We start from the raw sequence: 26,101 nt of genomic DNA, 5'->3' as shown, positions 1-26,101 counted from the left end.
GAAATCCACGGTGAGCATCGACCCGTCCTCGATTCCGAATTTCGGGGGCCAGCCCGAGCCGCAACCGACGGGTCCGACGGGCCCCGTGCTGCCCGACCAGGACCTGGTCAAGCAGCTGCTGGAGCAGATGGAGCTGAAGTACGTCGTCGACGAGGAGGGAGACCTCGCGGCGCCGTGGGAGCAGTTCCGCACCTACTTCATGTTCCGTGGTGAGGAGGAGCAGCAGGTCTTCTCGGTCCGGACGTTCTACGACCGGCCGCACGAGATCGACGAGAAGCCGCGACTGCTCGAGGCGATCGACGACTGGAACCGTCGCACGCTGTGGCCGAAGGTCTACAGCCACACCAACGACGACGGCACCGTCCGGCTGATCGGTGAGGCGCAGATGCTGATCGGCACCGGCGTCAGCCTGGAGCACTTCGTGTCCAGCACGGTCAGCTGGGTGCGGGCCTCGATCGAATTCGACCGGTGGCTGGTCGAGCAGCTGGGCCTTGAGGCCGACATCGAGTCCGACGGCGACGAGAAGCCGGACGACGGCGAGGTCTGACGGCGAGGTCTGACGGCCGGACCGCCCGGCCCGCGCCGGATCACATCGCGATGCGGGCCACGGTCAGCAGATACGTCCCGTAGACGAAGGAGAACCCGGCCAACGCGCCGCCGGTCAGTACGGCGGTGCGCGGCCGGGCTCTCGTCATCGCCAGCGCCACCGGCAGCAGCAGCGGGAAGGCGGGCAGCAGGAAGCGCGGCTTGGAGGCGAAGTAGTTGGAGCCGCCGAGCGTGATGGCGACCAGGACGAGGGTGTAGACGAGCAGCGCGAGCGGCGGCCGGTCCGCCACCAGCAGCGCGAGCAGCACCACCGCGACGCCGAGGATCACCAGCGCCACGAAGTAGGCGAACGACGCCTTCTGGATGAGCAGGTACCGGACGAACCGCAGGGCGCTCGCCCCGAAGTCGAAGCGGGAGCCCCACTCGTCCTGGACGGCGAAGTAGCCGCGCCAGCTGCCCCGCCGGCAGCCGACCCAGGCCAGATAGCCGAGCCAGCCCAGCGGCGAGAGCGCCGCCCCCGCCCACACCCGCCAGGACGCCCGCCGCCTCGCGGCCTGCGCGCGCTCTCCCTTTCGACAGCGGCGCGCCCCTTCGGCCGCCGCGCAGCAGCAGACGGCCGCCGCGACGGCGATCCCGTTGGGCCGGGAGGCCCCGGCCAGCAGGGCCAGCGCCCCCGCCGACAGCCAGCGCCGGGTCAGCACCGCGTACAGCGACCAGGCGGCCAGCGCGGTCAGCAGCGGCTCGGTGTACGCCATGGACTGCACGATCGCGTGCGGCAGCAGCCCCCACAGCACCACCAGCACCATGGCCACCCGCCGCCCGTACAGCAGCTCCCCGACGGCGTGGATCCCCCAGGCCGCCACCCCCGCCGCCGCCCAGGCGACCACCAGGCCGGCGGTCACCGCGGAGATCGGCAGGAGGGTGGTGAGGGTCCGCATCAGCATCGGGAACAGCGGGAAGAACGCCATGTCGCTGAAGGTCACCCCGTGCTTGGCGGGGTCCGGCAGGAGGGTGTTGCCGTTGTATCCGTGGCGGGCCACGCCCACGTACCAGACGCTGTCCCAGCAGTAGCCGAGCAGCGTGCGCGGGTGCTTGCCGATCCGTCCGGCCCAGGCCGCCATGCACACCAGCCCGATCAGCCGGCTCGCGGCGTACAGCCCGAGCGCGGGCGCGGCCCGCCGCAGCGACGCGCGCAGACGGGGCGCGGCGCGGCGGTGGGCCGGGGACGGTGCCGGCGGCTCCGGGGCCCGTATGGGTGCGCTGGTATCGGCGGACACGGGCCACCTCCGGAGGGGTAGGCGCGGCGGTCGCGTGCCGAGCCCCGGGAATGCGGCGGGGCTCGGCACACAACGACCATGCGCCCCCGCGCGCCCGGCCGCGACCGGGGTGACCCATACGGGGGCCGGGGGCCGGGGGCGGGGGGCTCGGCTACCGGGGGCCGGGGGCTCAGCCCGTCATGAGACCTTGAGGCCCTTGAGGCGCGTCGCGGCCTCCTCCAGGACGCTCTCGCGCTTGCAGAAGGCGAAGCGTACGAAGGGGGCGCCCTGGTCCTGGTGGTCGTAGAAGACGGCGTTGGGGATCGCCACGACGCCGCAGCGCTCCGGGAGGGCGCGGCAGAAGGCGAACCCGTCGGTCTCGCCGAGCGGCCGGATGTCGGTGGTGATGAAGTACGTGCCCGAGGGGCGGAAGACCGCGAAGCCCGCCTCGGCGAGCCCGGCGGCCAGCAGCTCGCGCTTGGCCAGCAGGTCCTCGCGGAGCGAGTGGAAGTAGCTGTCGGGCAGGCGCAGCGCCTCGGCGACCGCGTACTGGAAGGGGCCGGAGGAGACGTAGGTGAGGAACTGCTTGGCGGAGCGGACGGCCGAGACCAGGGCCGGGGAGCCGGTGACCCAGCCGACCTTCCAGCCGGTGAAGGAGAAGGTCTTGCCCGCCGAGCCGATGGTGACGGTGCGCTCGCGCATGCCGGGGAAGGAGGCGAGCGGGGTGTGCGCGGTGCCGAAGACCAGGTGCTCGTAGACCTCGTCCGTCACCACCAGCAGATCCCGCTCGGCCGCCAGCTCGGCGACGGCGGCCAGCTCCTCGCGGGTGAGGACGGTGCCGGTGGGGTTGTGCGGGGTGTTGAGGAGGATCAGCCGGGTGCGGTCGGTGACCGCGGCCCGCAGCTCGTCCAGGTCCAGCCGGAAGGCGGGGTGGGGCCCGGTGGTGTCGGGCCGGAGGGTGACCGGGACGCGGGTGCCGCCGGCCATCGCGATGCACGCGGCGTACGAGTCGTAGTACGGCTCCAGGGCGATCACCTCGTCGCCCGGCTCCAGCAGCGCGAGCAGCGAGGCGGCGATGGCCTCGGTCGCGCCCGCGGTGACCAGCACCTCGCGGTCCGGGTCGTACGACAGCCCGTACCAGCGCTGCTGGTGCTCGGCGACGGCGGTGCGCAGCTCGGGGATGCCGGGGCCCGGCGGGTACTGGTTGCCGCGGCCGTCGCGCAGGGCGCGGACCGCCGCCTCGCGCACCTCCTCGGGGCCGTCGCTGTCGGGGAAGCCCTGGCCGAGGTTGATGGAGCCGGTGCGCACGGCGAGCGCGGACATCTCGGCGAAGATCGTGGTGCCGAATGCGGCCAGGCGGCGGTTGAGCAGCGGTCGTCCCATGGGGGCCATCCTGCGCCCAACCTCTGGAGTTCCTCAACTCCGCTTTGACCGTCCCGCCGCCCGGGCATCGTTCATGACAGAGGGAACAAAGACGATACGGGGGACTGAGGGGGCTACGGGGGCACGGGGGGAGCACGGGGGACACGGGGGAACGAAGGGAGAGTGAGGTCCGATGACCTTCATGGTCGTGCTGATCCTGGGCACGTTCGCGATCGCGGTCCTGGCCGCGCTCGGCACCGCGCGGACCCGGCGGGCCAGGGCATGGGGCACCTCGGCGTACGGCGGGGGCTCCGACAGCAGCTGGTGGGCCGCGGGGGCCGACGGCGGCGGAAGCAGCGGACACGGGCACGGACACGGACACGGGGGACACAGCGGGGGCCATCACCACTCGTGCGGTGGCGGCGGGTCGTCGTGTGGGGGCGGCTCGTCCTGCGGCGGTGGCGGAGGCGGTGGTGGCTGCGGAGGAGGGAGCTGACTCACGGGTGGTCGGCTTCTTCCGTCCCGGGTGCGCCCGGTGTGCCAAAGGCACGCCGGGCGCACGCCTGTTGGGCGTCAGTGCTCATTGAACACGTGAACTGGTAGACCCTCGCAGGGGTGGAAACCTGGCGAAGGTGGGTAAAAACGATGTGCTGCCTGCTCAGTTCATGATTCCGTATACCACCGACCCTACGGACCCCGCGTTGGGCACACGTCGGCGCATTCGAGCGCGCCCGGCTCACGGCGGGGCGGGCCGGCCCATCTCTTCCCCTGCGCTGCTTGCGGAGCCGACCCATGCTCACCACCCTCAAAACTGCTTACACCGACACCCGCGCCGCCGACCTCGCCTGGTGCCTGGGCCGGGAGCCGCTTCCGGCCCTGGCCGTCCTCGATCTGCGACTGCGTGAGTTCTCCGTACAGTTGAGGCTGCTCGGGGCCTCTCACCAAGTCCTCCTGGAGGGTGCGGGGGGCTCCTGCTCCGAGACCGTGGCCTGCATGTCGGGCCACAGCACCCCGCTGCCGATGGGCGTCTCCACCCTGGTCGACGGCCGTGAGTACGAATTCGCGGCGCGCGTCGAGGAGTTGTCGGGCGATGCGTTCGCGGGGCGCGCGCAGGAGTTGCTCGCGCTGGTGGCGGACCACCCCCACGGCCTGGCCGGCACCTTCCCCGGCAGCCCGCACGCGTTCACGGCGATGGTCGCGCAGCGGCGCGGGAGCCTGGTGAGCTGGCGGACCTGGCACGCCTACCCGCAGGAGGGGCGGCTGGTGACGACCCGCACATGGGTGGGGGCGCGGGTCGCGGCGGCCCTCTGAGTGCCGGTGCCCACCACACCTGGTGTGACACCCCCGCTCGAGCCGTCCCCGCGCGAGCCGTCCGGGCCCGAGGCGTCTCCGTGTGAGCCGTCCGGGCCCGAGGCGTCTCCGTGTGAGCCGTCCGGGCCCGAGGCGGAGAGCCCGGCGCGGCTGCCCGTCCCGGCCGGGCTCGGCCGCTTCCTCGTGCTCGGCACCGTCTTCGTCTGCGCCGCCTGCGGGCTCGTCTACGAGCTGGAACTGGTCGCCCTCGCCTCCTACTTGACGGGCGACTCGGTCACCCAGGCGTCCGTCGTGCTGTCGGTCATGGTCTTCGCCATGGGCCTCGGCTCGCTGCTGGCCAAGTGGCTGCGCTGCCGGGCCGCCGTCGGCTTCGGCGTGGTCGAGGCGGTGCTCGCGCTGGTCGGCGGCTGCTCGGCGATGGCGCTGTACGCGTCCTTCGTGTGGTCCGGGCAGTCGCACGCCGCGCTCGTCGGGTTCTCGCTGGCGATCGGGGTGCTGATGGGCGCCGAGGTGCCGCTGCTGATGACCCTCATCCAGCGGGTGCGGCGGCAGGACGCGGGCGGCGCGGTCGCCGACGTGTTCGCGGCGGACTACGTGGGCGCGCTGGTCGGCGGGCTCGCGTTCCCGTTCCTGCTGCTGCCCGCGCTCGGGCAGCTGACCGGCGCGCTGCTGACCGGCACGGTCAACGCGGTCGCCGGCGGGGCGCTGGTGCTGTGGCTGTTCCGCCGCGACCTGAGCCGCCGCGCGCGGTGGACGCTGGTGGTGGCCAATGTGGTGGTGCTCGCCCTGCTGGCCGCCGGCGCGGTCCTGACCCCCGCCTTCGAGCGGGCCGCCCGGCGCGCCGTGTACGGGCCGGACATCCGCGTCGCCGTACGCACCGGCGTCCAGGAGATCGTGCTGACCGGCGGCGGGGCGGACGGCCGGCCGCTGTCCCTCTTCCTCGACGGCCGGCTGCGGGTCAGCGGGCGCGACGAGCTGCGCTACCACGAGGCGCTGGTCCACCCCGCGATGACCGGGCCGCACCGGCGCGTGCTGGTGCTGGGCGGGGGCGACGGGCTCGCGGCGCGCGAGGTGCTGCGGTACGGCGGGGTCCGCTCGGTGACCGTGGTCGAACTCGACCCGGGGGTGGTGCGGTTGGCCCGTACGGACCCCGGGCTGACCGCCCTGAACGCGGACGCCTACCGGGACCCGAGGGTGCGGGTGGTCACCGCCGACGCGTTCGGCTGGCTGCGCCGGGCGGGGGGCGGGGGCGGCGACCGGGCGGGCGGCTCGGCGGGCCCGCACCGGTTGTCGGGCACGCGGAGCCCGCCCGTCGAGCGCTTCCCGCCCGGCGGCTACGACGTCGTGGTGTGCGATCTGCCCGACCCCGGCGTCACGGCCGGCGCCAAGCTCTACTCGCAGGAGTTCTACGGGCTGGTGCAGCGCGCGCTGGCGCCCGGCGGGCGGCTCGTGGTGCACGCGGGATCGCTGGGCGCGGACCCGAAGGCCTACTGGACGGTCGAGTCGACCCTGCGCTCCGTCGGCCTGAGGACCGTGCCGTACGCGGTCGGCGGGGGCGCGACCTCGCACGACTGGGGGTTCGTCCTGGCCGGGCGCGCCCCGGTCCGGCTGCGTCTGCCCGGACACGGCCCGCGCCCGCAGTCGCTCACCACGGGCGCGCTGCGCGCGGGCGCGCGCGAGGCGGCGCGGCGGCGGGAGCCCGGGCTGCCCGCCTCGACGCTGACCCACCCCCGGTACGCGCCCTGAGCCGCCGGGCGCTGGGTACGCCGGGCACGTGCCGTGAGCCGCCGGGCCCGCCGGCTCCTGCCTGGTGCCCCGATATCCGCTGGCACCCGCATCACGCGGGAAAACATGGCGTAAGCGGCGAAAGTCGCGCCGGAACGGGTCTCACGGGAGGCGCGGTGGGTAGTGTCTTGAGCTATGGAGCATGAGGTGTTCGTTCCGTTCCCCGTCGACACCGTCCGGCTGGCGCTCACGGAGTCCGACCGCGTCGCCCGTTGCGTCCCCGGGCTCCAGCAGGACGCCGACGAGGCGGCGGGTCCGCTCGCCGGGCGGCTGCGGCTGCGGATCGGCGGCTCGACCATCACCTACCGCGGCGCGCTGCGGGTCGCCGAGCGCGGCGACGGCTTCGAGGTGGAGGGCGAGGGCACGGAGGTGCGCGGCGGCGGCTCGGTGAAGCTCGCGCTGACCGTGGGGGTGCGGGCCGCGACCGGGGGGACCACGCTGGTCTGCTCCGGGACCGTGCGCAGCGAGGGGCGGCTGGCGGAGTTCGACGAGCAGACGGCCGCCACGGTCGCCCGCCGGCTGCTGGACCGCTTCGGCGCGGCGCTGGCCGGCGGACTGGAGAGCGACCCGGTCGTCTCGCTCGACGAGGCGGAGGCGGTGGACGCCCTCGACGAGGTCGCCGTCGACGAGGTCGGAGACCTCGACGACATCGAAGAGATCGACGGGATCGACGGGGCAGAGGCCCTGGAGGGCGTCGAGAGCATCGAGGACATCGGGGACATCGAGGACCTGGAGGGTGTGGCCGAGGTCGAGGACCTCAGCGAGCTGAGCGAGCTCGACGAGCTGGGGGAGCTCGGCGAAGAGCCCCCCGCCGAGGCCGCGCACGCCCGCCGCACGATGATCGGCCGCAGTACCGAGGAGGTCGACCACGCCCCGCCGCGCGGCCGGTACGCCCCCGTGCCCGCGCCCGAGACCGTGTCCCCCGGCATGGCACTGCGCTGGGCGGCGCCCGCCGCCGCGGTGGTGCTCGCGTCCGCTGTTGTCGTCAGCCGGGTCCTGCGGCGCAGGAAGTGAGCGCCCGCGGAAGTGAGCGCCCGCGCAAAGTGAGCGCTGTGGAACGTAGCGAGGCGAGCGCGGGCGCGGGCGCATAAAGTCGGGGCGTGACCACCGAAGAGACAACGGATACCCGCGGCGTACGGCTGAGCGCCGGGGATGTGGAGCTGACCGTCGCGCCCGGCAACGGCTGCCGTGTCGGCTCGCTGCGCATCGGCGGTACGGAGCTGCTGCGGCAGGGCCCGAGATTCGGCTCGTTCCCGATGGTGCCCTGGTGCGGCCGGGTGGAGCACGGGCAGTTCCGCAACGGCGGCCGACTCCACCAACTGCCCGTGAACGCCCCGCCGCACGCGATCCACGGCACCGGCCGGGACGTCGCGTGGCGCACGGCCGACATCGACACCGCCGCCGCGGCCTTCACCTACGACCTCGCCGAGCCCTGGCCGTACAGCGGCCGGGTCACCCAGGCCTTCCAGCTGTCCCCGGACTCCCTGACCACCACGATGAGCGTGGAGACCGAGGGCGACTCCTTTCCGGCGCAGGTGGGCTGGCACCCGTGGTTCCTGCGGGACCTCGGCGACGGCGGCGCCGATGTGGAGCTGTCCTTCCAGGCCGAGTGGCAGGAGGAGCGCGGCGACAACCACCTGCCCACCGGCCGCCGGATCGAGCCGCGCCCCGGCCCCTGGGACGACTGCTTCGGCATGCCGGGGGGCGTGGACGTCACGCTCACCTGGCCGGGGCGGCTGGAGCTGAAGGTCACCAGCCGTACGGAGTGGGTCGTCGTCTACGACGAGCAGGCGGAGGCGGTCTGCGTCGAGCCGCAGTCCGGCCCGCCCAACGGCCTGAACACCCTGTCCCGCCTGGTCACCCCCATCGACCCGCTGGAGCTGTCCATGACCTGGAGCTGGCGTCGCCTCGGGTGACACCGCTCGTGAGGGGTCCGGGGAGACAGCGCCTAAGCTCGTGCCCATGAGCGATGCGCGTGACGCCCTGCTGCAGCAGATCAAGGACAAGGCCGTGGTCCACGGCAAGGTGACCCTCTCCTCCGGGCTGGAGGCCGACTACTACATCGACCTCCGCCGGATCACCCTGGACGCGGAGGCGGCGCCGCTCGTCGGTCAGGTCATGCTCGACGCCACGGCCGACCTCGACTACGACGCGGTGGGCGGGCTCACGCTCGGAGCCGACCCGGTCGCCGCGTCCATGCTGCACGCCGCCGCAGCGCGCGGCCGCAGGCTCGACGCGTTCGTGGTGCGCAAGGCCCAGAAGACCCATGGCATGCAGCGGCGCATCGAGGGCCCGGACATCAAGGGCCGGCGGGTGCTCGTGGTCGAGGACACCTCCACCACCGGCGGCTCGCCGCTGACCGCCGTCGAGGCGGCGCGCGAGGCGGGCGCGGAGGTCGTCGCGGTCGCCACGATCGTCGATCGCGGGGCGGCGGCGGCGATCGAGCAGGCGGGGCTGCGGTATGTGACGGCGTACTCACTGAGCGACCTCGGCCTGGGCTGACGCGAGCAGACGTGGTGACGGGGGGTGGTGGTTTCACGTGAAACCACCACCCCCCGTCCGAGTCATCCCGCCGTGCGCCGTGTGGAGCAAAGGGCGGAGTCTGGGAAGATGGCCACGACGATGACGTCGCCCCCGTAGTTCCCCTAGGTCAGGGCCAAGAACCAATCCCGCACACCCCAAGGAGCGGACAGATGCCCATCGCATCCCCCGAGATCTACAACGAGATGCTCGACCGGGCGAAGGCAGGCAAGTTCGCCTACCCGGCGATCAACGTGACCTCGACGCAGACTCTGCACGCCGCGCTGCGCGGCTTCGCCGAGGCGGAGAGCGACGGCATCGTCCAGATCTCCACCGGTGGTGCGGAGTTCCTGGGCGGTCAGTACAGCAAGGACATGGTGTCCGGTGCCGTCGCCCTCGCCGAGTTCGCGCACGTTGTCGCCGAGAAGTACCCGGTCAACATCGCCCTGCACACCGACCACTGCCCCAAGGACAAGCTCGACGGATACGTCCGTCCGCTGATCGCGATCTCCCAGGAGCGTGTCGCGGCCGGCCGTAACCCGCTCTTCCAGTCCCACATGTGGGACGGCTCCGCGGAGAAGCTCGACGAGAACCTCCGTATCGCGCAGGAGCTGCTCGCCGAGACCGTCAAGGCCAAGATCATCCTTGAGGTCGAGATCACCCCGACCGGCGGCGAGGAGGACGGCGTCTCGCACGAGATCAACGACGAGCTGTACACCACCGTCTCCGACGCCGAGCGGACCGCCGAGGCGCTCGGCCTGGGCGAGAAGGGCCGCTACCTGCTGGCCGCGTCCTTCGGCAACGTCCACGGCGTCTACAAGCCGGGCAACGTCGTGCTCCGCCCGGAGCTGCTGCGCGAGCTGCAGGACGGCGTCGCGGCGAAGCACGGCAAGTCCGACCCGTTCGACTTCGTCTTCCACGGCGGCTCCGGCTCCACGGAGCAGGAGATCCGCACCGCGCTGGAGAACGGCGTGGTGAAGATGAACCTCGACACGGACACGCAGTACGCCTTCACCCGGCCGATCGCGGACCACATGTTCCGCAACTACGACGGTGTGCTGAAGGTCGACGGCGAGGTCGGCAACAAGAAGACCTACGACCCGCGCAGCTGGGGCAAGGTCGCGGAGAAGAGCATGGCCGAGCGCGTCACGAAGGCGTGCGCGGACCTGCGCTCCACGGGCACCAAGCTGAAGTAACGCTCTCAGCCCCCGCCGGGCCCGGCCCCCAGCTCCAGCTCCAGTGGGTGCCGGGCCCGGCGTCTTTCTGTTGCGGGAGTTGCGGGAGTTGCGGGAGTTCCGGGGTTGGGCTGGCGGTGGGGGCTGGGGGCGGGGAGGATCCACGTATGGGTGATTCCGGGTCGGGGGCCGGCCCAGGTCGTGAGTACGGGACGGCGCCCCAGGCGCCATCCGGCGGCGCGGAGCGCGGTGTGGAGCGCGACGTGGCCGGGTCGTTTCGCGTGTCGTCGGCGGCCGGGCGCTGGATCCTGCTCACGACCGTGCTGGGGTCGGCGATGGCGCTGCTCGACAGCACCGTCGTCAATGTCGCGCTGCCCCACATCGGCCTCGACCTGAACGCCGATCTCGCCGTCCTCCAGTGGACCGTCAACGCCTACATGCTCACCCTCGCCGGGCTGATCCTGCTCGGCGGTGCGCTCGGGGACCGCTTCGGGCGGCGGCGGGTCTTCGTCATCGGCGTGGTGTGGTTCGCCGTCGCCTCGCTGCTGTGCGGACTGGCGCCGAACGCCGGGGTGCTCATCGCCTCGCGCGCCCTCCAGGGGATCGGCGGGGCGCTGCTCACGCCGGGGTCCCTGGCGCTGATCCAGGCCACCTTCCACCCGGACGACCGGGGGCGGGCGGTCGGCCTGTGGTCCGGGTTCGGCGGGGTCGGGGCGGCGATCGGGCCGTTCGTCGGCGGCTGGCTGGTGGACGGGCCGGGCTGGCGCTGGGTGTTCTTCCTCAACGTCCCGCTGGCGGCGGTCTGCGTGCCGGTCGCCCTGCGCCATGTCCCCGAGTCCCGCGACCCCCGCGCGCACGGGCGGTTCGACGTCCTGGGGGCCGCGCTGGGCGCCCTGGCGCTCGCCTCGGTGACCTACGCGCTGATCGCCGCGCCCGGCGCGGGCCTTTCGTCCGCCGTGATCATCCCCGCCGTCGTGGGGCTTCTGCTGGGCATCGCCTTCGTGTACGTGGAGCGGGCCCGGCGGGACCCGATGCTGCCGCCCGACATCTTCGCCTCCCGCCAGTTCACCGCCGTCAACGCGGTGACCCTGTGCGTGTACGCGGCCTTCAGCGGCTTCTTCTTCCTGTCCGTGCTGCAGCTCCAGGTGGTCCTGGGCTACTCCGCGCTCGCCGCGGGCACCGCCCTGCTGCCGACCACCGTGCTGATGCTGCTGCTGTCGGCGCGCTCCGGCGAGCTGGGCCGGCGCATCGGGCCGCGCATCCCGCTGACCGTCGGCCCGCTGCTGTGCGCGGCGGGGATGCTGCTGATGACGCGGGCCGGGGTGGGGGCGGTCTATTGGCGGGACGTGCTGCCCGCGCTGCTGGTGCTGGGGCTGGGCATGGTGACGCTGGTCGCCCCGCTCACCGCCACCGTGCTGGCCTCGGTCGAGGTCGAACGCGCGGGCCTGGCCAGCGGCATCAACAACGCGGCCGCGCGGGCGGCGGGCCTGGTCGCGGTGGCGGCGCTGCCGCTGCTGGCGGGGATGGGGCCGGAGGCGTACCGCTCGGCGGACCGCTTCGCCGCGACGTTCGGGCGGGCGATGCCGATCTGTGCCGGGGTGCTGGTCCTGGGCGCCGTCGTGGCCTGGTGCACGGTGCGGGCCGATGTGCTGGAGGCCGCGCCTGCCGTGCCCAGCGGTGCGCCCAGCCCGGAAGGGGGCGGTGTGGTGGAAGCGGCGGCCGCCCCGGGGGAGGCCGGGGCCGGGGCCGGGGTCGGAGTCGGAGTCGAGGGTGAAGGCGGGGCCGGGGGCGAGGGCGGGGCCGAGGCCCGGGTCGGGGAGCGGCGGCCGTGCCGGCCCGAGTGCGCGTACCACTGCGGCGTGGGCGCCCCGCCCCTGGACCCGGGCGACCGCCCCCCGGGCGCCCCGGCCCGCCGGTGCGGCCAGGACGGCGGGGACCATCCACACCGCCCACGCCACCCGCACCTCTGACGGGCCGGGCAGCGGGCGGAGTGTGACCCACCCGGCGCCGGAGCAGGCAGACTGGATCTCATGGCCATTCACGAGAACCTCCTCGGGGGACCGCCCCCGACGCATCTGCCCGACGACCCCGAGCCGCGTGAGCTGCTCGCCTCCGGCGCCGCTCCGGCCGAGGTCGCGGCGAAGTATCCGGCTTCCTCCCTCGCCTGGGCGCAGCTCGCCGACGAGGCGTTCGAGGCCGGGCGCGTGGTCGAGTCGTACGCGTACGCGCGCACCGGATACCACCGCGGTCTGGACGCGCTGCGGCGCAACGGCTGGAAGGGGCACGGCCCCGTGCCCTTCGAGCACGAGCCCAACCGCGGCTTCCTGCGCGCGCTGCACGCGCTGGGCCGGGCCGCGCAGGCCATCGGCGAGCAGGAGGAGTACGAGCGCTGCTCGACGTTCCTGCGGGAGAGCTCCCCCACGGCGGCGGACACCCTCTCCTAGGTCTCACAGCGCACTTGCGATAAGTGCGCACGGCACGCATGATGCGCTTCGGGGCCCGCCCGTGGCGGGCCCCGAGGGGACCGGGGCTCCGATGCCGATGAGGAAGGGGCGGACCGCTACCCGGTAGCAGCAGACTCAGGAGACGGCGATGTCGCATCAGCCTGCCCCGTACGAAGCCGAGCCGGACGCCCCGAATCTCGACTTCCAAGGCACGACCCCTTACGAGGACTACGTCCAGGCGTCCGTGCTCACCCACCTCCAGCACCCGCTCTCCGACGACCCCGGGGAGATGGCGTTCCTGGTCACCACCCAGGTCATGGAGCTGTGGTTCACCGTCATCGTCCACGAGTGGCAGACCGCCGCGCAGGCGCTGCGCGAGGACGACCTGCCCACCGCGCTGGCCGCCCTGAAGCGGTCCACGTACGAGCTGGAGTCGCTCAACGCGTCGTGGAAGCCGCTCGCCCACCTCACGCCCGCCCAGTTCAACGCCTACCGTTCCGCGCTCGGCGAGGGCTCCGGCTTCCAGTCCGCCATGTACCGGCGGATGGAGTTCCTGCTCGGTGAGAAGTCCGCGTCCATGCTCGTCCCGCACCGGGGCGCGCCGCGCGTCCACGCGGAGCTGGAGAAGGCGCTGACCGAGCCCAGCCTCTACGACGAGGTGCTGCGCCATCTCGCCCGCCACGGCTTCGCGATCCCCGAGTCGGTGCTGGACCGCGACCCCGCGCGGCGTTACGAGCCGGACCCCGCGGTCGAGCGGGTCTGGCAGGAGATCTACTCCGGCCCGGAGGACAGCGGGCCGGCCCGGCTCGGCGAGGCGCTCACGGAGGTCGCCGAGCTGGTGTGGCGCTGGCGCAACGACCATCTCGTCGCGACCCGGCGGGCCATGGGGGCCAAGACCGGCACGGGGGGTTCGGCGGGGGTCGCCTGGCTGGAGAAGCGGGCGGCGAAGAACGTCTTCCCCGAGCTGTGGACGGCGCGCAGCCATGTCTGAGCCCCACGCGACCCTGGCGGAAGAGGCGGCGAAGCTGGACGCCGCCGACGAGCTGCGCGCCAAGCGCGCCGAGTTCGTCCTCGACGACAGCGACAACGACAGCGACAGCGACGACAGCGACGGCACGGTCTACCTCGACGGCAACTCGCTCGGCGCCCTGCCGGCCGCCGTCCCCGCCCGGCTGGCCGACGTGATCGGCCGGGAGTGGGGGCGGCTGCGCATCCGTTCCTGGGAGGAGAGCGGCTGGTGGACGGCGCCGGAGCGGATCGGCGACCGCATCGGGCGGCTCGTCGGCGCGGCGCCCGGCCAGGTGGTGGTCGGCGACTCGACCAGCGTCAACGTCTTCAAGGCGGTCGTCGGAGCGGTACGGATCGCCCAGGCGCGGGCGGCGGCGGGCGAGGAGCCGCGGGACGGGACGCGGGGTGGTTCGCCCGAGGAGTCGCGGGGCGGGACGCGTGACGAGATCCTCGTCGACGAGTCCACCTTCCCCACCGACGGCTACATCGCCGAGTCGGCCGCCCGGATGACCGGCTGCACGCTCCGCCCCGTACCGGCCCCCGACATCGCCGCCGCCGTCGGCCCGCGCACCGCCGTCGCGCTCGTCAACCACGTCGACTACCGCACCGGCCGCCTCCACGACCTGCCCGGCACCACGGCCGCCGTCCACGCGGCGGGCGCCCTCGTCGTGTGGGACCTGTGCCACAGCGCGGGCGCGCTGCCGGTGGGGCTCGACGCGCACGGGGTCGATCTCGCGGTCGGCTGCACGTACAAGTACCTCAACGGCGGGCCGGGTTCGCCCGCCTACCTGTACGTGGCGCGCGAGCACCAGCCCCGCTTCGACTCCCCGCTGCCCGGCTGGAACTCCCACGCCGACCCCTTCGGCATGGCGCCCGCTTACGCCCCGGCCGACGGCGCCCTCCGCGGTCGGGTCGGCACCCCGGACATCCTGTCCATGCTGGCCCTGGAGGCCGCGCTGGAGGTCTGGGACGGGGTCTCGCCGGATGCCGTGCGGGCCAAGAGCCTGGCGCTGACGGACTTCTTCCTGCGCTGCGTCGAGGCGTACGTCCCGGCCGGGCGCGTCGAGTCCGTCACCCCCGCGGCCCACCAGGAGCGCGGCAGCCAGGTCGCGCTGCGCTGCGCCGACGCGGGCGAGGTGATGGCCGAGCTCATCCGGCGCGGGGTCGTGGGCGACTTCCGCAGGCCAGACATCCTGCGTTTCGGCTTCACCCCGCTCTACACGGGCTTCGCCGATGTGGAGCGCGCGGCGCGGGTCCTGGCCGCGGTGCTCGCGGAGGCGCCGGGGGAGGTGGCGTAGCGGTGGGCGCCGGTCGGGAAACAGGCGCGGACGCGGGCCGGGCCGTCGAGGCCCAGGCGGCGTCGCTCTTCGGGCTGGCGCCCGTGGCCCCCCACCGGGTCGCCGCGTACGGCGACCACCGCGACCAGGTGGTCGACTTCTATCTGCCCGAGGCGGAGCGGGCGGCGCTTGTCCCGCTGGTGCTGCTGTTCCACGGCGGCGCCTGGCGCGCCCCGTACGACCGGCGTCACCTCTCGCCGTTCGCCGCGTATCTGGCGGGGCGCGGCTTCGTGGTGGCGTCGGTGGAGTACCGCCGGGGCGCCCGTGACGAGGCGGAGAAGGGGCAGCAGGCGGAAAAGGCGGGGGAGGCGGACGCGGCCGGGGCCGGGAGCGTGGCGGGACCGCGGGCCGGGCGGTGGCCGGAGACGCTGGACGACATCGCGGCCGCCGTGGACACCGTGCCCGGGCTGGCGCGCGGGCTGGCGCTGCCCGTAGACCTTGCGCGCGTCGTGCTCGCCGGGCACTCCGCGGGCGGGCACGCCGCGCTGTGGGCGGCGGCCCGCCATGTCCTGCCGCCGGACTGCCGCTGGCACCTCGCCTCCCCTCCCCCGGTGTGCGGCGTGGTCGCCCTCGCTCCCATCGCGGACTTCACGACGGCCCGGGAGCTGCGGGTCTGCTCCGACGCCGTGGACCAACTCCTCGACGGCGAGGAGCGGGCACCGAACCGGCTGCCGCTCGCCGATCCCGCCGCGCTGCTGCCCACCGCCGTCCCCACCACCCTCGTGCAGGGCACCACCGACATCGACGTCCCGCCGCCGGTCGCGGAGGCGTTCGCGGCGGCCGCGCGGCGCGCCGGACAGCCGGTCCGCATGGTGCGTGTGGCCGGCGCCGGCCACTTCCCGCTGATCGACCCCACGGCGCCCGCCGCCCGCACGGTCGCCGACGAGATCGCCCACCGAGCCCACACAGCCCGCCCAGTCCACCCAGCCCGCCCAGTCCACCCAGCCCGCCCAGCCCCCCGGGCACCGAGCCCGCCCAGCCCGACCAAAGGCGTGAGGTAGCGTCCCGCCATGAGCAGCAGCGCAGTGCAGGCCCCGGCGGCCTTCGACCCCTGGCGGCCGTCGTTCGTCGCCGACCCCTACCCGGTGTACGCGGCGCTGCGCGACCGTGGCCGGGCGCAGTATTTCGAGCCCTCCCGGCAGTGGCTGATCCCGCGCTATGAGGACGTCCGCGCCCTGCTGCGGGACCGCCGCCTGGGCCGTACCTATCTGCACCGGTTCAGCCACGAGGAGTTCGGCCGCACCGCCCCGCCGCCCGAACACGAGCCGTTCCACACGCTCAACGACCACGGGATGCTGGACCTGGAGCCGCCGGACCACACCCGGCTGCGCCGCCTGGTGTCCAAGGCGTTCACACCGCGTATGGTCGAGCGGCTCGCGCCGACCGTGGAGCGGCTGGCGAACGAGCTGGTCGAGTCGTTCGTCGCCGAGGGCGGCGGCGATCTGGTGGCGGCGGTCGCCGAGCCGCTGCCGGTCGCGGTCATCGCGGAGATGCTGGGGATCCCGCCCGGGGACCGGGCGGCGCTGCGGCCGTGGTCGGCGGACATCTGCGGGATGTACGAGCTGAACCCGGGGGAGGAGACGGCGCGGCGCGCGGTGCGGGCGTCCGTGGAGTTCTCGGCGTATCTTCGGGAGCTGATCGCCGCACGCCGCCGGGCCCCGGGCGAGGACCTGATCAGTGGGCTCGTGGCGGCGCACGACGAGGGGGACCGGCTGACCGAGCAGGAGATGATTTCCACCTGTGTGCTGCTGCTGAACGCCGGGCACGAGGCCACGGTCAACTCCACCGGCAACGGCTGGCTGGCTCTCTTCCGCAACCCCGACGAGCTGGCGCTGCTGCGGTCCGATCCGGACGGGCTGCTACCCACCGCCGTGGACGAGCTGCTGCGCTATGACACGCCGTTGCAGCTGTTCGAGCGGTGGGTGCTGGACGACATCGAGGTCGGCGGGACGGTCATTCCGCGCGGCAGCGAGGTGGCGCTGCTCTTCGGCTCAGCGAACCGCGATCCGGAGCGCTTCCGCGACCCCGACCGGCTCGACCTGTCCCGTGCGGACAATCCGCACTTCAGCTTCGGCGGGGGCATCCACTACTGCCTGGGCGCGCCGCTGGCCCGCCTGGAGCTGACCGCCTCCTTCGGTGCGCTGCTGCGGAGGGCGCCGGGGCTGCGGCTGGTGGCGGAGCCGCGGTGGAACCCGGGGTTCGTGATCCGGGGGCTGCGGGAACTGCTGGTCGAGGTCTGAATCCGTGAACGGCGGAACCCCCGCCGTCGTCCACAGGGTGTGGACGACGGCGGGGGTTCCGGCCCCGGAGCGCCGGTTCGCGTCAGTTGGCCATGTCGCGGCGCCGCAGCCCCCACAGCCCCGCGGCCGTCAGCACGGCCGACAGCAGGAGGAGCCAGACGAAGGGCGTCGCCGAGACGCTCTCGCCCGGGAGCTTCGGCAGGTGGCCGAAGGGGGAGATGTCCAGGACGGACTGGGACACGTTGAGCGCCGGGCCGAGCCACCCGAGCGCGACGACCACCCCGACCACGCCCCAGCCGAGAGACGATGTGTACGCGGGCAGCAGGCCGAAGAGGAAGACCACCACGCTGACGACGACCCACACCGCCGGGACCTGGGCGAGCAGGGCGCCCAGCAGGCGGGGCACCTGACCGCCCAGGTCGTCGGTCGCGGATCCGTGGACGAGGCCCATCACGAGGCCGCCGGCGACGAGGACCACGGCCGGGCCGAGGTAGGCGATCACCAGATGGCTCGCGGCCCAGCGCAGTCGGCTGACGGCGTTGGCCAGCAGCGGTTCGGCGCGCTGGTCGGTCTCCTCGCTGCGCAGCCGCAGCGCCGCGCCGACGGCGTAGACGGTGATGATCACGCCGAGGATGCCGACCATGGCGGCGAGGAAGGCGTCGGTGAGGTTGTGCGACCCTCCCATGCGCTCGATGACTTCGCGGTTCTTCTCACTGTCCCCGACGATGTCGTCCGCCCCGTTGGCGACGCCGGCGAGGCCGGCGGCGGAGAGGGTGACGCCGATCAACCAGCCGAGCAGGGTGCCGCGTTGGAGCCGCCAGGCCAGGCCGTACGGGCTCAGGAGGGAGGGAGCGGCGGTGGCGGGACCGGGGCGGGAGGAGAAGAAGCCGGCACCGATGTCACGGCGGCCCGCGAGGGAGTAGGCGAGGGCGAGCGAGCCGGCCGCGAAGGCGGCCGACAGCAGCAGTGCCCACCACCGCTCGTTCGCGAACGGCCGCGTGTTCTCCGCCCAGCCGATGGGCGAGAGCCACACCAGCACATGGCTGGAGCCCTCGGAGGCGTCCTTGGCCGCGTCGCCCAGCAGGCGCAGCATGTACGCGACGCCGACGGCCCCGGCGGCGATGCCCCTCGCCAGCCGCGCGTTGTCGGTGATCTGGGCGATGACAGCGGCCAGGGCGCCGAAGACCAGGCCGGTGAGGCCGACGGACAGGCCCAGGGCGAGCGCGCCGCCGCCGCCCTCGCCCGCGAGGGTGGCGGTGATCAGCACGGCGATGGCCGCGTTGGCGATGACCACGGTGAGCAGGGCGGAGGTCAGGCCGGCGCGGCGGCCGACCATGCCGGAGGAGAGTGCTTCCTGGCGGCCCGACTCCTCCTCCTCGCGGGTGTGCCGGATGACCAGGAGCACACTCATGATCCCGGCGAAGGCGGCGAGGAAGACACCCACGCGCCAGACGGTGAGGGCGCCGTACGAGTCGCCGAACGCCACCCCGAGCATGGACCGCATCGCCCCGTTGTTGTTCATGTCGCGGGCGACCTGGGCACGGTCGGCGGCCGTGTCGTAGATGCTCTTCATCCGGGTGAGCGTGCTGCTGCCGGTCACGGCGATGGCCAGCACCCACACCGGGAGCATGACCCGGTCGCGGCGCAGCGCGAGCCGCAGCAGCACGCCGGTGCCGGCGAGGTCGCGGGAGCCGGCGCGCTCGGGCGCGGCGGCGCGGGTGTCGGCCACGGCGGTCATCGGGCGACCGCCTCTGCCTCGTCGCGGATGTCGTCCTGGTAGTGGCGCAGGAACAGCTCTTCCAGGGTGGGCGGGGTGCTGGTCAGGCTGCGCACGCCCGACTCGCTGAGCTGCCGCAGCACGGCGTCCAGCTTGTCGGTGTCGACCTGGAGCTTGACCCGCTTGCCCTGGATGTCGAGGCCGTGGATGCCGGGGAGGGCGGACAGGCCGTTGGGCGGGCCGGCCAGCTCGGCGGTGACGGAGGTGCGGGTGAGGTGGCGGAGCTCGGTGAGCGAGCCGGTCTCGACGGTGCGGCCCTTGCGGATGATGCTGACCCGGTCGCACAGCGCCTCGACCTCGCTGAGGATGTGGCTCGACAGCAGCACCGTGCGGCCCCGGTCCCGCTCCTCGATCACGCAGTCGCGGAACACCTCCTCCATGAGGGGGTCGAGCCCGGAGGTCGGCTCGTCGAGGATCAGCACGTCGACGTCCGAGGCGAAGGCGGCGACCAGCGCGACCTTCTGCCGGTTGCCCTTGGAGTAGGTGCGCCCCTTTTTGGTGGGGTCGAGCTCGAACCGCTCGAGCAGCTCCGCGCGCCGGTCCTTGTCCAGGCCGCCGCGCAGCCGCCCGTAGAGGTCGATGACCTCGCCGCCGCTGAGGTTGCGCCACAGGGTCACGTCGCCGGGCACGTACGCGATGCGGCGGTGCAGCTCGACCGCGTCGTGCCAGGGGTCCTTGCCGAGCACTTGGACCGCTCCGCTGTCGGCTCGCAGCAGACCGAGCAGGACGCGGATGGTGGTGGACTTCCCGGCCCCGTTCGGCCCGAGGAAGCCGTGGACTTCGCCCGTCTCGACCTCCAGGTCGAGGCCGTCCAACGCGTGGGTACGGCCGAATGACTTGTGGAGGCCGGAGGTGGAGATTGCCGTTGTCATGCTTCTGAAGCTACGCTAGTTTCACAAATTTGTGAAGTTAGGGAAGCGTATAAACTGATATTGAACGAGCAACGAGGGGAGATGGTGAGGGCGGTGACGGAGGTGACGCAGAAGGGAAGCGCCCGTGACGGCGGGGGCCAGGAAGCGGCGCGTGACGAAGAGCAGGTGTCCCGGTTCGTCGAGCGGTTCGCCGCGGACATGACCGAGGCCGGGATGCAGCGGATGGGCGCCCGGGTGTTCGCCGCCCTGCTCGTCTCCGACCCCGGCAGGCTCACCGCCGCCGAGATCGCCGAGCGGCTGCGGATCAGCCCGGCCGCGGTCTCGGGCGCGGTCCGCTACCTGAACCAGTTGAACCTGATCACCCGCGAGCGCGAGCCGGGTTCCCGGCGCGACCAGTACCGCCTCTACAACGAGGTCTGGTACGAGGCCGTGGCCCACCGCGACCAGTTCCTCACCCGCTGGCAGAACACGATGCGCGAAGGCGCGAAGATACTCGGCAGCGACACCCCGGCGGGCGCACGCGTGGCCAAGACCGCGGAGTTCTACGAGTTCATGCAGGCGGAGCTGATCCACATGCTGGCGCGCTGGCGGGCCCGTGAGGAGAGCGCCCGCGCGGAGGAGCGGGGCGCCGACCCCGCCGGAGCGCCGTAAGTCCGTCGGCATCCCGGCTCAGCCCCCTCGCGGGAGCATCAGGTGCCAGGCCCCGGTCAGCACCGTCCAGGTGCGGGTGCGCACCGGGCCCCGGGTCACGGTGTCCGCGCGGTAGTGGAAGTCGGGCCCCGAGACGGTGATCGCACCGGCGCGCACCCGGACCGGGCCGGTCCCGGCGCGCGGGTGCACCACGACCTCGGCCAGGCCGCCGCCCGCCGCCGTGGACACCGAGACCCGCTCGACCGGCTCGTCCAGGTCGGCCAGCAGCACGCCGTCCGCCTCCACCCGCAGCCGCTGCGCGGGCGGCCGCACCCGCCGCCGGGAGCCGCCCAGGCCGATGCCCGGCAGCGACAGCAGCGTCAGCGCGCTGCGCGCGGTGCGGGCCGCCGGGGTCCACCACGGCTGGTGGCCGGCCGTGGCGGAGAAGCCGCCGGGGCCCCGGGCGGGCCCGACGCCGGCGCGCCCGCCACCGCCCGCCGCGCTGCCCACGGCGCCGTCCGGAGCCCCGTACGGAGCGCCGTCCGCGCCCCCGTCGCGGGTCTCGTACGGGGCGCGGTCCCGAGCCTCGTACGGGCCGTCCTGGGCCTCGTGGCCGCCGTCCTGAGCCTCCTCGTAGGGGCCGTCGTAGGGGCCGTCGTGCGGGCTGTCGTACGGGCCGTCGTGCGGGCCCTCGTACGGGGTGAAGCCGCACCCGCCGACCTCGGCCCCGTACCCCGCGCCGTACGCACCCGCCCCGGCCCCCATCTGCTCCCCGCCGGAGATCCGCAGGCCGCCGAGCACCACCCCGCCGCTCTCGTCGACCAGCAGGTCACGGCGGTGGGCGGCGCCGTCGAGCGCCGTGCGGGCCGCGCTGACCGCGTCCGTCGGCAGCCCGAGGGCGCGGGCCAGCGACACCGTCGCCGCGCCGCCCACCGGCACCACCGACAGCGCCGCGTCCGCCAGCTCCCGCTTGCGGTGCAGCAGCTCCACGGTCCGCAGCAGGGCCCGGTGGTCGCCGACCACGACCGGGCGGCGGCTGCCGCGCCGGGCCAGCGCCCGCTCGACCTCCTCCGGCCCCTCCGGCAGGCAGATTTTCGCGGCCGCGCCCGCACACAGCACATCTTTCGCGATCCGCACCGACTCCCCGTCCGATCGGCGGGCCGCCGGGTCGATGAGCACGAGCAGGGGGCGCCCCCGGACGGCGTCCGGAGAAATCTGCCAGGGATCTGGAGCCGACACCTCGGTCCTTCCTCAGGTAATCTCTCGGTGCAAGAGCCCCTGTCGCTGTTGCGCCAGGGGCTTCGTCTATCCGGGGCACCGGTTCGACGGCTCTTGTGGTTGCGCGAGCCACCACGCACGTTGGACATGCCCCGCCCGGAAGGGGTGTACGCCTGTGCCCGCACTTGTGCTGCTCGGTGCTCAGTGGGGTGATGAAGGCAAGGGAAAGGCCACCGACCTGCTCGGCGGCTCGGTGGACTACGTGGTGCGCTACCAGGGCGGCAACAACGCCGGCCACACGGTCGTCGTCGGCGACCAGAAGTACGCGCTGCACCTCCTCCCTTCCGGAATCCTCTCCCCGGGATGCACCCCGGTCATCGGCAACGGCGTCGTCGTGGACCCGGCGGTCCTGCTCTCCGAGCTGAGCGGGCTGAACGCGCGCGGCATCGACACGTCCAAGCTGCTGATCAGTGGTAACGCGCATCTGATCACGCCGTATCACACCACCCTCGACAAGGTGTCGGAACGGTTCCTCGGCAAGCGGAAGATCGGCACCACCGGCCGGGGCATCGGCCCGGCCTACGCCGACAAGATCAACCGCGTCGGGATCCGGGTGCAGGACATCTTCGACGAGTCGATCCTGCGGCAGAAGGTCGAGGCGGCCCTCGACTTCAAGAACCAGGTCCTCGCCAAGCTCTACAACCGGCGCGCGATCACCGTCGAGCAGGTCGTCGAGGAGCTGCTGGGCTACGCGGACCAGCTCCGGGGCTTCGTCGCGGACACGACCCTGATCCTCAACGACGCGATCGACGACGGCAAGGTCGTGCTCTTCGAGGGCGGCCAGGGCACGCTGCTGGACGTCGACCACGGCACGTACCCCTTCGTGACCTCCTCGAACCCGACCGCGGGCGGTGCCTGCACGGGCACCGGCGTCGGCCCGACGAAGATCAACCGGGTGATCGGCATCCTCAAGGCCTACACCACCCGGGTCGGCGCGGGCCCGTTCCCGACCGAGCTCTTCGACGAGGACGGCGACAAGCTGCGCACGATCGGCGGCGAGCGGGGCGTGACCACCGGCCGCGACCGGCGCTGCGGCTGGTTCGACGCGGTCATCGCGCGCTACGCGACCCGGGTCAACGGCCTGACCGACTTCTTCCTCACCAAGCTGGACGTGCTGACCGGCTGGGAGCGGATCCCGGTCTGCGTCGCGTACGAGATCGACGGCAAGCGGGTCGACGAGCTGCCCTACAGCCAGACCGACTTCCACCACGCGAAGCCGATCTACGAGACGCTGCCGGGGTGGTCGGAGGACATCACCCAGGCGAAGTCCTTCGACCAGCTGCCGAAGAACGCGCAGAAGTACGTGCAGGCGCTGGAGGAGATGTCGGGCGCGCCCATCTCGGCGATCGGCGTCGGGCCGGGCCGCGACGAGACGATCCAGATCAACTCGTTCCTCTGATCCTCCGAGGCACGGGGAAACCCGCGGCCGGGCCTCCCGCTACCGCATGGCGGGAGGCCCGAAGGCCCCGGCTTCCGGCTGCCAGCGCTGGGGCTGCTGCATCCTGGTGACGCGGGAGACCACGAGCAGCGCGAGCACGGCCGCGGGGATCGAGACGAGGTCGTTGAGGATGTCCCAGGCGACGGCCTGCCGGTTCTCATCGGTCGTGTCGGCGAAGGCGTCCACCAGTCCCTGGACGGCTATGACGACGAACATCGTCACGTACAGCGCCCACCACCAGTGCAGCAGCGCGCGGGAGGCGGGCCGGGTGCCCGGGGGCGCGCTGGAGGACCAGATGTCATTGGCCATCTGCTTGGGAAGCCAGAGCTGGGCGACGGGGATGAACCACGAACCGACCGCGAGGCCGCTGTCGTACCGCTGGCGGCCGGGCGCGAGGAACGTGGCGTTGAGGTAGGCGCGCCGGAACCACACCGGGTACATCACGACGAGCGAGAGCCCCAGCAACCCGGTGAAGATCTCGAGGATGCCCAGGGCGTCGCTGGTTTCGTCGATCGCGCTCTGGCCGCCGGTGCCGCCGAGTTTGTCCACGTAGGCGCTGTACAGAGTGCCGTTCAGCCCCAGGTGGGCGACGGACAGCAGCGCGAAGGCGCCGAACAGCCACATCATGGTGTTGCCCAGGCCGCGCGAGGGGCGCAGCGTCCTGGCGGGCGGGGCGGGGAAGCGGCCCGGCACGTGGTGCTGGGCGGCCGCCCAGGGCTGTCCGGCCCCGCCGCCGGCCATCGGGTAGCCGGGGTGGGCGGCGGCCGGGTAGGCGGCGGGCGCGGTCGGCTGCGCGTACGCGCCGGGCACCGCGGGCCCGCCCGGCGTCGCGTGGCCGGGCGCCGCGACCCCGACAGGGGTGCCGTCGGGGCCGGCCGGGACGGGGGTCCGCCGGAGGGTGGCGGTGTCCGAGTCGGTCTCGGCGTCCGCCTCCATCTCCAGCAGTTGCAGCGCGTCCCGCCCGAGCTTGGCCAGCAGCTCGCCCGGCAGCCAGGGGCCGGCCGCGGCGCCCGCCCGTTCCGCCTGCGGCGCGGTGCGGGCCACCACGTCCTCCACCGACAGCCGGGCGGCCGGGTCCTTGTGCAGACAGCCGGTGACCAGTTCGCGCAGCCCTTCGGGCAGCCCTTCCAGGTCGGGCTCCTCCTGGGCGATCCGGTACAGCAGGGCGTGCACCCCACTGGTCACGTTGCCGAACGGCTGGCGGCCGGTGGCGGCGAAGGCCAGCACCGACCCGAGGCAGAAGACATCGCTCGCGGTGGTGACGGTCTCGCCGCGCACCTGCTCGGGCGACATGAAGCCGGGTGAGCCGACGACCGCGCCCGTCACCGTCAGACCGCTGCCGAGGCCGGCGATGGTCTCCAGCGCCCGCGCGATGCCGAAGTCGATGACGCGCGGGCCGTCGATGGTGACGAGGATGTTGGAGGGCTTCAGGTCGCGGTGGATCAGCCCGGCGCCGTGGATGTCGCGGAGTGCGAGGGCGAGTCCGTGGGCGAGGGTCCGTACGGAGTGCTCGGGCAGCGCGCCGGACTGCCCGGCGACCACGTCGTGCAGGGAGGGGCCGCCGATGTAGCCGGTGGCCACCCAGGGCACCTCGGCCTCGGTGTCGGCGTCCAGGACGGGCGCGGTCCACTGGCCGCCGACCCGCCGCGCGGCCGCGACCTCACGCTGGAAGCGGCTGCGGAAGTCCGGCTGGCGGGCGAGTTCGGCCTTCACGAGCTTTACGGCGACGGTGCGGCCACGGGCGGAGCGGGCCAGGTACACCCGGCCCATTCCGCCCTCTCCCAGCCTGGCGAGCAGCCGGTACTCGCCTATCCACCGCGGGTCCTGGGCCCCGAGGTTCTCCATTGCCGTGCGGCTCCTGTCCGTGTGCGATCAGTCGACCCGGGTGAACGTCTGCGTCTGGGTCTCGTCGCTGTAGTCGTTCGGATCGTCGTACTGGACACGGAGTTTGTCAGACCCGGCGGCGGTGAAGGTGAGCATGCTGCTCGACGGGCAGGAGTCCTCGGGGGCCTCCTCGGTGATGTTGGCGGGGCTCAGGACCAGGCCCTTCTCGACCGAGACCAGGACCCGGTTGCCCTTGCACTCGTACCTCTGGCTCTCCCCGAGGTCATCGGTCACCTCGGTGCCGATCGCGCCCTGCTTGATGGTGATCTTCAGGGTGGCGCCGGACTCCCCGAACGCGTCCTTGGCCAGCCAGGTGCCCAGGTACTTGTCGGGGATGGCCTTGTTCCCGGACTTCGAGGGGCGCAGCGTGGCCGAGGCGGAGCCGTCCGAGTTGTTCCAGGCGATGGAGCCGTCGTCGCCCAGCTTCAGGGTCTGCTCTCCGACGGTGCTGCAACTGTCGGTGGGGATGCTGGTGTCCACCTCCTCGTCCTCGACGACCAGAAGGCTCTTCACGTCCTTGAGGGTGGCCTTGGTCTGGCAGAAGGAGTCGGAGGCCGCGGTGAAGGTCTCGATGGTCTTGGAGCCGATCGGGCCCTGGGAGATGACGACGCGGCGGATCTTGCCGGTGGCCGAACCGCTCTCCATGATCTCGCCTTCCCAGGCGCCGAGGTACTCGTCGGGCACGTCGCCGCTGGAGCCCAGCGACGTGGAGGACGGAGTGGGCGAGCCGGTGTCGTCGGTGGACGGCGACGGCCCGTCGGTGGCCGTGGAGGCGGCGGGGGGCGTTTTGGTCAACTTGCTGTAGTCGCGCTTCTCCTTGTCGTCGTTGGAGGCCATGTAGGCGAAGGCGGCCGCGCCCGCGATGACCAGGGTGGCGACGATGGCGGAGGCGATGATGACCGGCTTGCGCCTGCTCCGCTTCGCGGGCGGCGGCGTGGGGGTGGGGGAGGGCACGGGCGCGAACGGCCCGCCGGGGCCACCGGTCCCGCCGGGGCCGCCCAGGCCGACGGAGCCCAGGGCGGCGGGGGTGTTGGGTGTGTGGGGGGTGTTGGGCGTGTTGGGCGTCGCGTCGAAGGAGGTGACCTCCGGCGGCCCGAACGCCTGCGGCGGCGTGGGCGCCGGTTCGGCGCCTGGACCGGCTCCTGCGCCCGCGCCGGGGCCCACGGCCGGCGCCGGCTTGGCGGGGGCGGCGGGCTGCGGGGCCAGCGCGGCGGGCGGCGTGGGCACGGCGGGCTGCT

The 26,101-nt window shown here is 73.4% G+C and carries 22 protein-coding genes and 1 pseudogene; 16 read left to right on the top strand and 7 right to left on the bottom strand.

What is annotated here, in order from left to right; all coding sequences use genetic code 11:
• Positions 1-10: 10 nt before the first annotated feature.
• Positions 11-547 carry a YbjN domain-containing protein gene (locus ABFY07_RS12505; RefSeq protein WP_065962515.1) on the top strand — a complete coding sequence of 179 codons (537 nt, stop codon included), beginning with the start codon at positions 11-13 and terminating at the stop codon, positions 545-547.
• A gap of 40 nt (positions 548-587) precedes the next feature.
• On the opposite strand, the gene ABFY07_RS12500 is transcribed toward ABFY07_RS12505, so the two are convergent.
• Entirely contained in the window at positions 588-1,823 is a 1,236-nt protein-coding gene (locus tag ABFY07_RS12500) for a hypothetical protein (protein WP_346174555.1), read from the bottom strand.
• 177 nt (positions 1,824-2,000) lie between these two features.
• The gene (locus ABFY07_RS12495; RefSeq protein WP_065962517.1) at positions 2,001-3,194 is read right to left on the bottom strand and encodes a pyridoxal phosphate-dependent aminotransferase; all 1,194 of its coding nucleotides are present in this window, start codon (positions 3,192-3,194) and stop codon (positions 2,001-2,003) included.
• A gap of 163 nt (positions 3,195-3,357) precedes the next feature.
• On the opposite strand from ABFY07_RS12495, the gene ABFY07_RS12490 reads away from it, so the two are divergent.
• From ABFY07_RS12490 to ABFY07_RS12430, 13 genes are all read left to right on the top strand, one after another.
• Entirely contained in the window at positions 3,358-3,660 is a 303-nt protein-coding gene (locus ABFY07_RS12490) for a hypothetical protein (RefSeq protein WP_346174554.1), read from the top strand.
• 296 nt (positions 3,661-3,956) lie between these two features.
• Positions 3,957-4,475 (top strand): DUF2617 family protein, encoded by a 519-nt coding sequence (locus ABFY07_RS12485; RefSeq protein WP_065962521.1) that lies wholly within the window; start codon positions 3,957-3,959, stop codon positions 4,473-4,475.
• A gap of 24 nt (positions 4,476-4,499) precedes the next feature.
• Positions 4,500-6,221, top strand: coding sequence for a polyamine aminopropyltransferase (locus ABFY07_RS12480; protein ID WP_428836913.1), 1,722 nt, complete (start codon positions 4,500-4,502; stop codon positions 6,219-6,221).
• Positions 6,222-6,395: 174 nt separating this feature from the next.
• Positions 6,396-7,274, top strand: coding sequence for an SRPBCC domain-containing protein (locus ABFY07_RS12475; protein ID WP_346174553.1), 879 nt, complete (start codon positions 6,396-6,398; stop codon positions 7,272-7,274).
• A gap of 86 nt (positions 7,275-7,360) precedes the next feature.
• Entirely contained in the window at positions 7,361-8,176 is an 816-nt protein-coding gene (locus ABFY07_RS12470; RefSeq protein ID WP_346174552.1) for an aldose epimerase family protein, read from the top strand.
• A gap of 46 nt (positions 8,177-8,222) precedes the next feature.
• Positions 8,223-8,762 (top strand): orotate phosphoribosyltransferase, encoded by a 540-nt coding sequence (pyrE, locus tag ABFY07_RS12465; RefSeq protein ID WP_065962526.1) that lies wholly within the window; start codon positions 8,223-8,225, stop codon positions 8,760-8,762.
• 191 nt (positions 8,763-8,953) lie between these two features.
• Complete coding sequence (fbaA, locus tag ABFY07_RS12460) at positions 8,954-9,976, top strand: class II fructose-bisphosphate aldolase (protein WP_346174551.1); 1,023 nt, start codon at positions 8,954-8,956, stop codon at positions 9,974-9,976.
• Positions 9,977-10,290: 314 nt separating this feature from the next.
• Entirely contained in the window at positions 10,291-11,925 is a 1,635-nt protein-coding gene (locus ABFY07_RS12455) for an MFS transporter (RefSeq protein WP_428836919.1), read from the top strand.
• Between the two features lie 60 nt (positions 11,926-11,985).
• On the top strand, positions 11,986-12,399 hold the full coding sequence (locus ABFY07_RS12450; protein WP_346174549.1) for a DUF3151 domain-containing protein: 414 nt from the start codon (positions 11,986-11,988) through the stop codon (positions 12,397-12,399).
• A gap of 148 nt (positions 12,400-12,547) precedes the next feature.
• Complete coding sequence (locus ABFY07_RS12445) at positions 12,548-13,390, top strand: tryptophan 2,3-dioxygenase family protein (RefSeq protein ID WP_346174548.1); 843 nt, start codon at positions 12,548-12,550, stop codon at positions 13,388-13,390.
• Positions 13,383-14,705 carry a kynureninase gene (locus ABFY07_RS12440; protein ID WP_346174547.1) on the top strand — a complete coding sequence of 441 codons (1,323 nt, stop codon included), beginning with the start codon at positions 13,383-13,385 and terminating at the stop codon, positions 14,703-14,705. Before ABFY07_RS12445 ends, ABFY07_RS12440 begins: the two co-directional genes overlap by 8 nt.
• Before the next feature lie 2 nt (positions 14,706-14,707).
• A complete protein-coding gene (locus ABFY07_RS12435) occupies positions 14,708-15,745 on the top strand; it encodes an alpha/beta hydrolase family protein (protein ID WP_346174546.1) in 1,038 nt (345 codons plus the stop codon).
• A gap of 9 nt (positions 15,746-15,754) precedes the next feature.
• Positions 15,755-16,984, top strand: coding sequence for a cytochrome P450 (locus ABFY07_RS12430; RefSeq protein ID WP_346174545.1), 1,230 nt, complete (start codon positions 15,755-15,757; stop codon positions 16,982-16,984).
• A gap of 82 nt (positions 16,985-17,066) precedes the next feature.
• On the opposite strand, the gene ABFY07_RS12425 is transcribed toward ABFY07_RS12430, so the two are convergent.
• The gene (locus ABFY07_RS12425; protein WP_346174544.1) at positions 17,067-18,722 is read right to left on the bottom strand and encodes an ABC transporter permease; all 1,656 of its coding nucleotides are present in this window, start codon (positions 18,720-18,722) and stop codon (positions 17,067-17,069) included.
• Positions 18,719-19,633, bottom strand: coding sequence for an ABC transporter ATP-binding protein (locus ABFY07_RS12420; protein ID WP_346174543.1), 915 nt, complete (start codon positions 19,631-19,633; stop codon positions 18,719-18,721). The genes ABFY07_RS12425 and ABFY07_RS12420 overlap by 4 nt, the downstream gene beginning before the upstream one ends.
• Before the next feature lie 81 nt (positions 19,634-19,714).
• Here ABFY07_RS12420 and ABFY07_RS12415 point away from each other — a divergent pair, with 81 nt between their 5' ends.
• Positions 19,715-20,284: a GbsR/MarR family transcriptional regulator gene (locus tag ABFY07_RS12415; protein WP_346174745.1), complete on the top strand. Its 570-nt coding sequence runs from the start codon at positions 19,715-19,717 to the stop codon at positions 20,282-20,284.
• Positions 20,285-20,302: 18 nt separating this feature from the next.
• Here ABFY07_RS12415 and ABFY07_RS12410 read toward each other — a convergent pair whose 3' ends face one another.
• Entirely contained in the window at positions 20,303-21,502 is a 1,200-nt protein-coding gene (locus ABFY07_RS12410; RefSeq protein WP_346174542.1) for a diacylglycerol kinase family protein, read from the bottom strand.
• A gap of 154 nt (positions 21,503-21,656) precedes the next feature.
• Between ABFY07_RS12410 and ABFY07_RS12405 the strand changes: the two genes are divergently transcribed.
• Positions 21,657-22,940, top strand: a complete 1,284-nt coding sequence (locus ABFY07_RS12405) for an adenylosuccinate synthase (RefSeq protein WP_065962541.1) — start codon at positions 21,657-21,659, stop codon at positions 22,938-22,940.
• Between the two features lie 39 nt (positions 22,941-22,979).
• Here ABFY07_RS12405 and ABFY07_RS12400 read toward each other — a convergent pair whose 3' ends face one another.
• The gene (locus ABFY07_RS12400; protein ID WP_346174541.1) at positions 22,980-24,824 is read right to left on the bottom strand and encodes a protein kinase domain-containing protein; all 1,845 of its coding nucleotides are present in this window, start codon (positions 24,822-24,824) and stop codon (positions 22,980-22,982) included.
• Between the two features lie 27 nt (positions 24,825-24,851).
• Positions 24,852-26,101, bottom strand: a pseudogene (locus ABFY07_RS12395) (hypothetical protein); the annotation flags it as partial.

It is taken from the genome of Streptomyces sparsogenes subsp. cuspidosporus (assembly GCF_039532705.1).
Lineage (GTDB): Bacteria > Actinomycetota > Actinomycetes > Streptomycetales > Streptomycetaceae > Streptomyces > Streptomyces sparsogenes.
This window is presented reverse-complemented; position numbering and strand designations above follow the sequence as displayed.

Coding starts and splice junctions, on each gene's coding strand:
- ABFY07_RS12495 (WP_065962517.1), bottom strand. CDS start 3,194: ATGGCCCCCATGGGACGACCGCTGCTCAACCGCCGCCTGGCCGCATTC.
- ABFY07_RS12490 (WP_346174554.1), top strand. CDS start 3,358: ATGACCTTCATGGTCGTGCTGATCCTGGGCACGTTCGCGATCGCGGTC.
- ABFY07_RS12485 (WP_065962521.1), top strand. CDS start 3,957: ATGCTCACCACCCTCAAAACTGCTTACACCGACACCCGCGCCGCCGAC.
- ABFY07_RS12475 (WP_346174553.1), top strand. CDS start 6,396: ATGGAGCATGAGGTGTTCGTTCCGTTCCCCGTCGACACCGTCCGGCTG.
- pyrE (WP_065962526.1), top strand. CDS start 8,223: ATGAGCGATGCGCGTGACGCCCTGCTGCAGCAGATCAAGGACAAGGCC.
- fbaA (WP_346174551.1), top strand. CDS start 8,954: ATGCCCATCGCATCCCCCGAGATCTACAACGAGATGCTCGACCGGGCG.
- ABFY07_RS12455 (WP_428836919.1), top strand. CDS start 10,291: ATGGCGCTGCTCGACAGCACCGTCGTCAATGTCGCGCTGCCCCACATC.
- ABFY07_RS12450 (WP_346174549.1), top strand. CDS start 11,986: ATGGCCATTCACGAGAACCTCCTCGGGGGACCGCCCCCGACGCATCTG.
- ABFY07_RS12445 (WP_346174548.1), top strand. CDS start 12,548: ATGTCGCATCAGCCTGCCCCGTACGAAGCCGAGCCGGACGCCCCGAAT.
- ABFY07_RS12440 (WP_346174547.1), top strand. CDS start 13,383: ATGTCTGAGCCCCACGCGACCCTGGCGGAAGAGGCGGCGAAGCTGGAC.
- ABFY07_RS12430 (WP_346174545.1), top strand. CDS start 15,755: ATGAGCAGCAGCGCAGTGCAGGCCCCGGCGGCCTTCGACCCCTGGCGG.
- ABFY07_RS12425 (WP_346174544.1), bottom strand. CDS start 18,722: ATGACCGCCGTGGCCGACACCCGCGCCGCCGCGCCCGAGCGCGCCGGC.
- ABFY07_RS12420 (WP_346174543.1), bottom strand. CDS start 19,633: ATGACAACGGCAATCTCCACCTCCGGCCTCCACAAGTCATTCGGCCGT.
- ABFY07_RS12415 (WP_346174745.1), top strand. CDS start 19,715: ATGGTGAGGGCGGTGACGGAGGTGACGCAGAAGGGAAGCGCCCGTGAC.
- ABFY07_RS12400 (WP_346174541.1), bottom strand. CDS start 24,824: ATGGAGAACCTCGGGGCCCAGGACCCGCGGTGGATAGGCGAGTACCGG.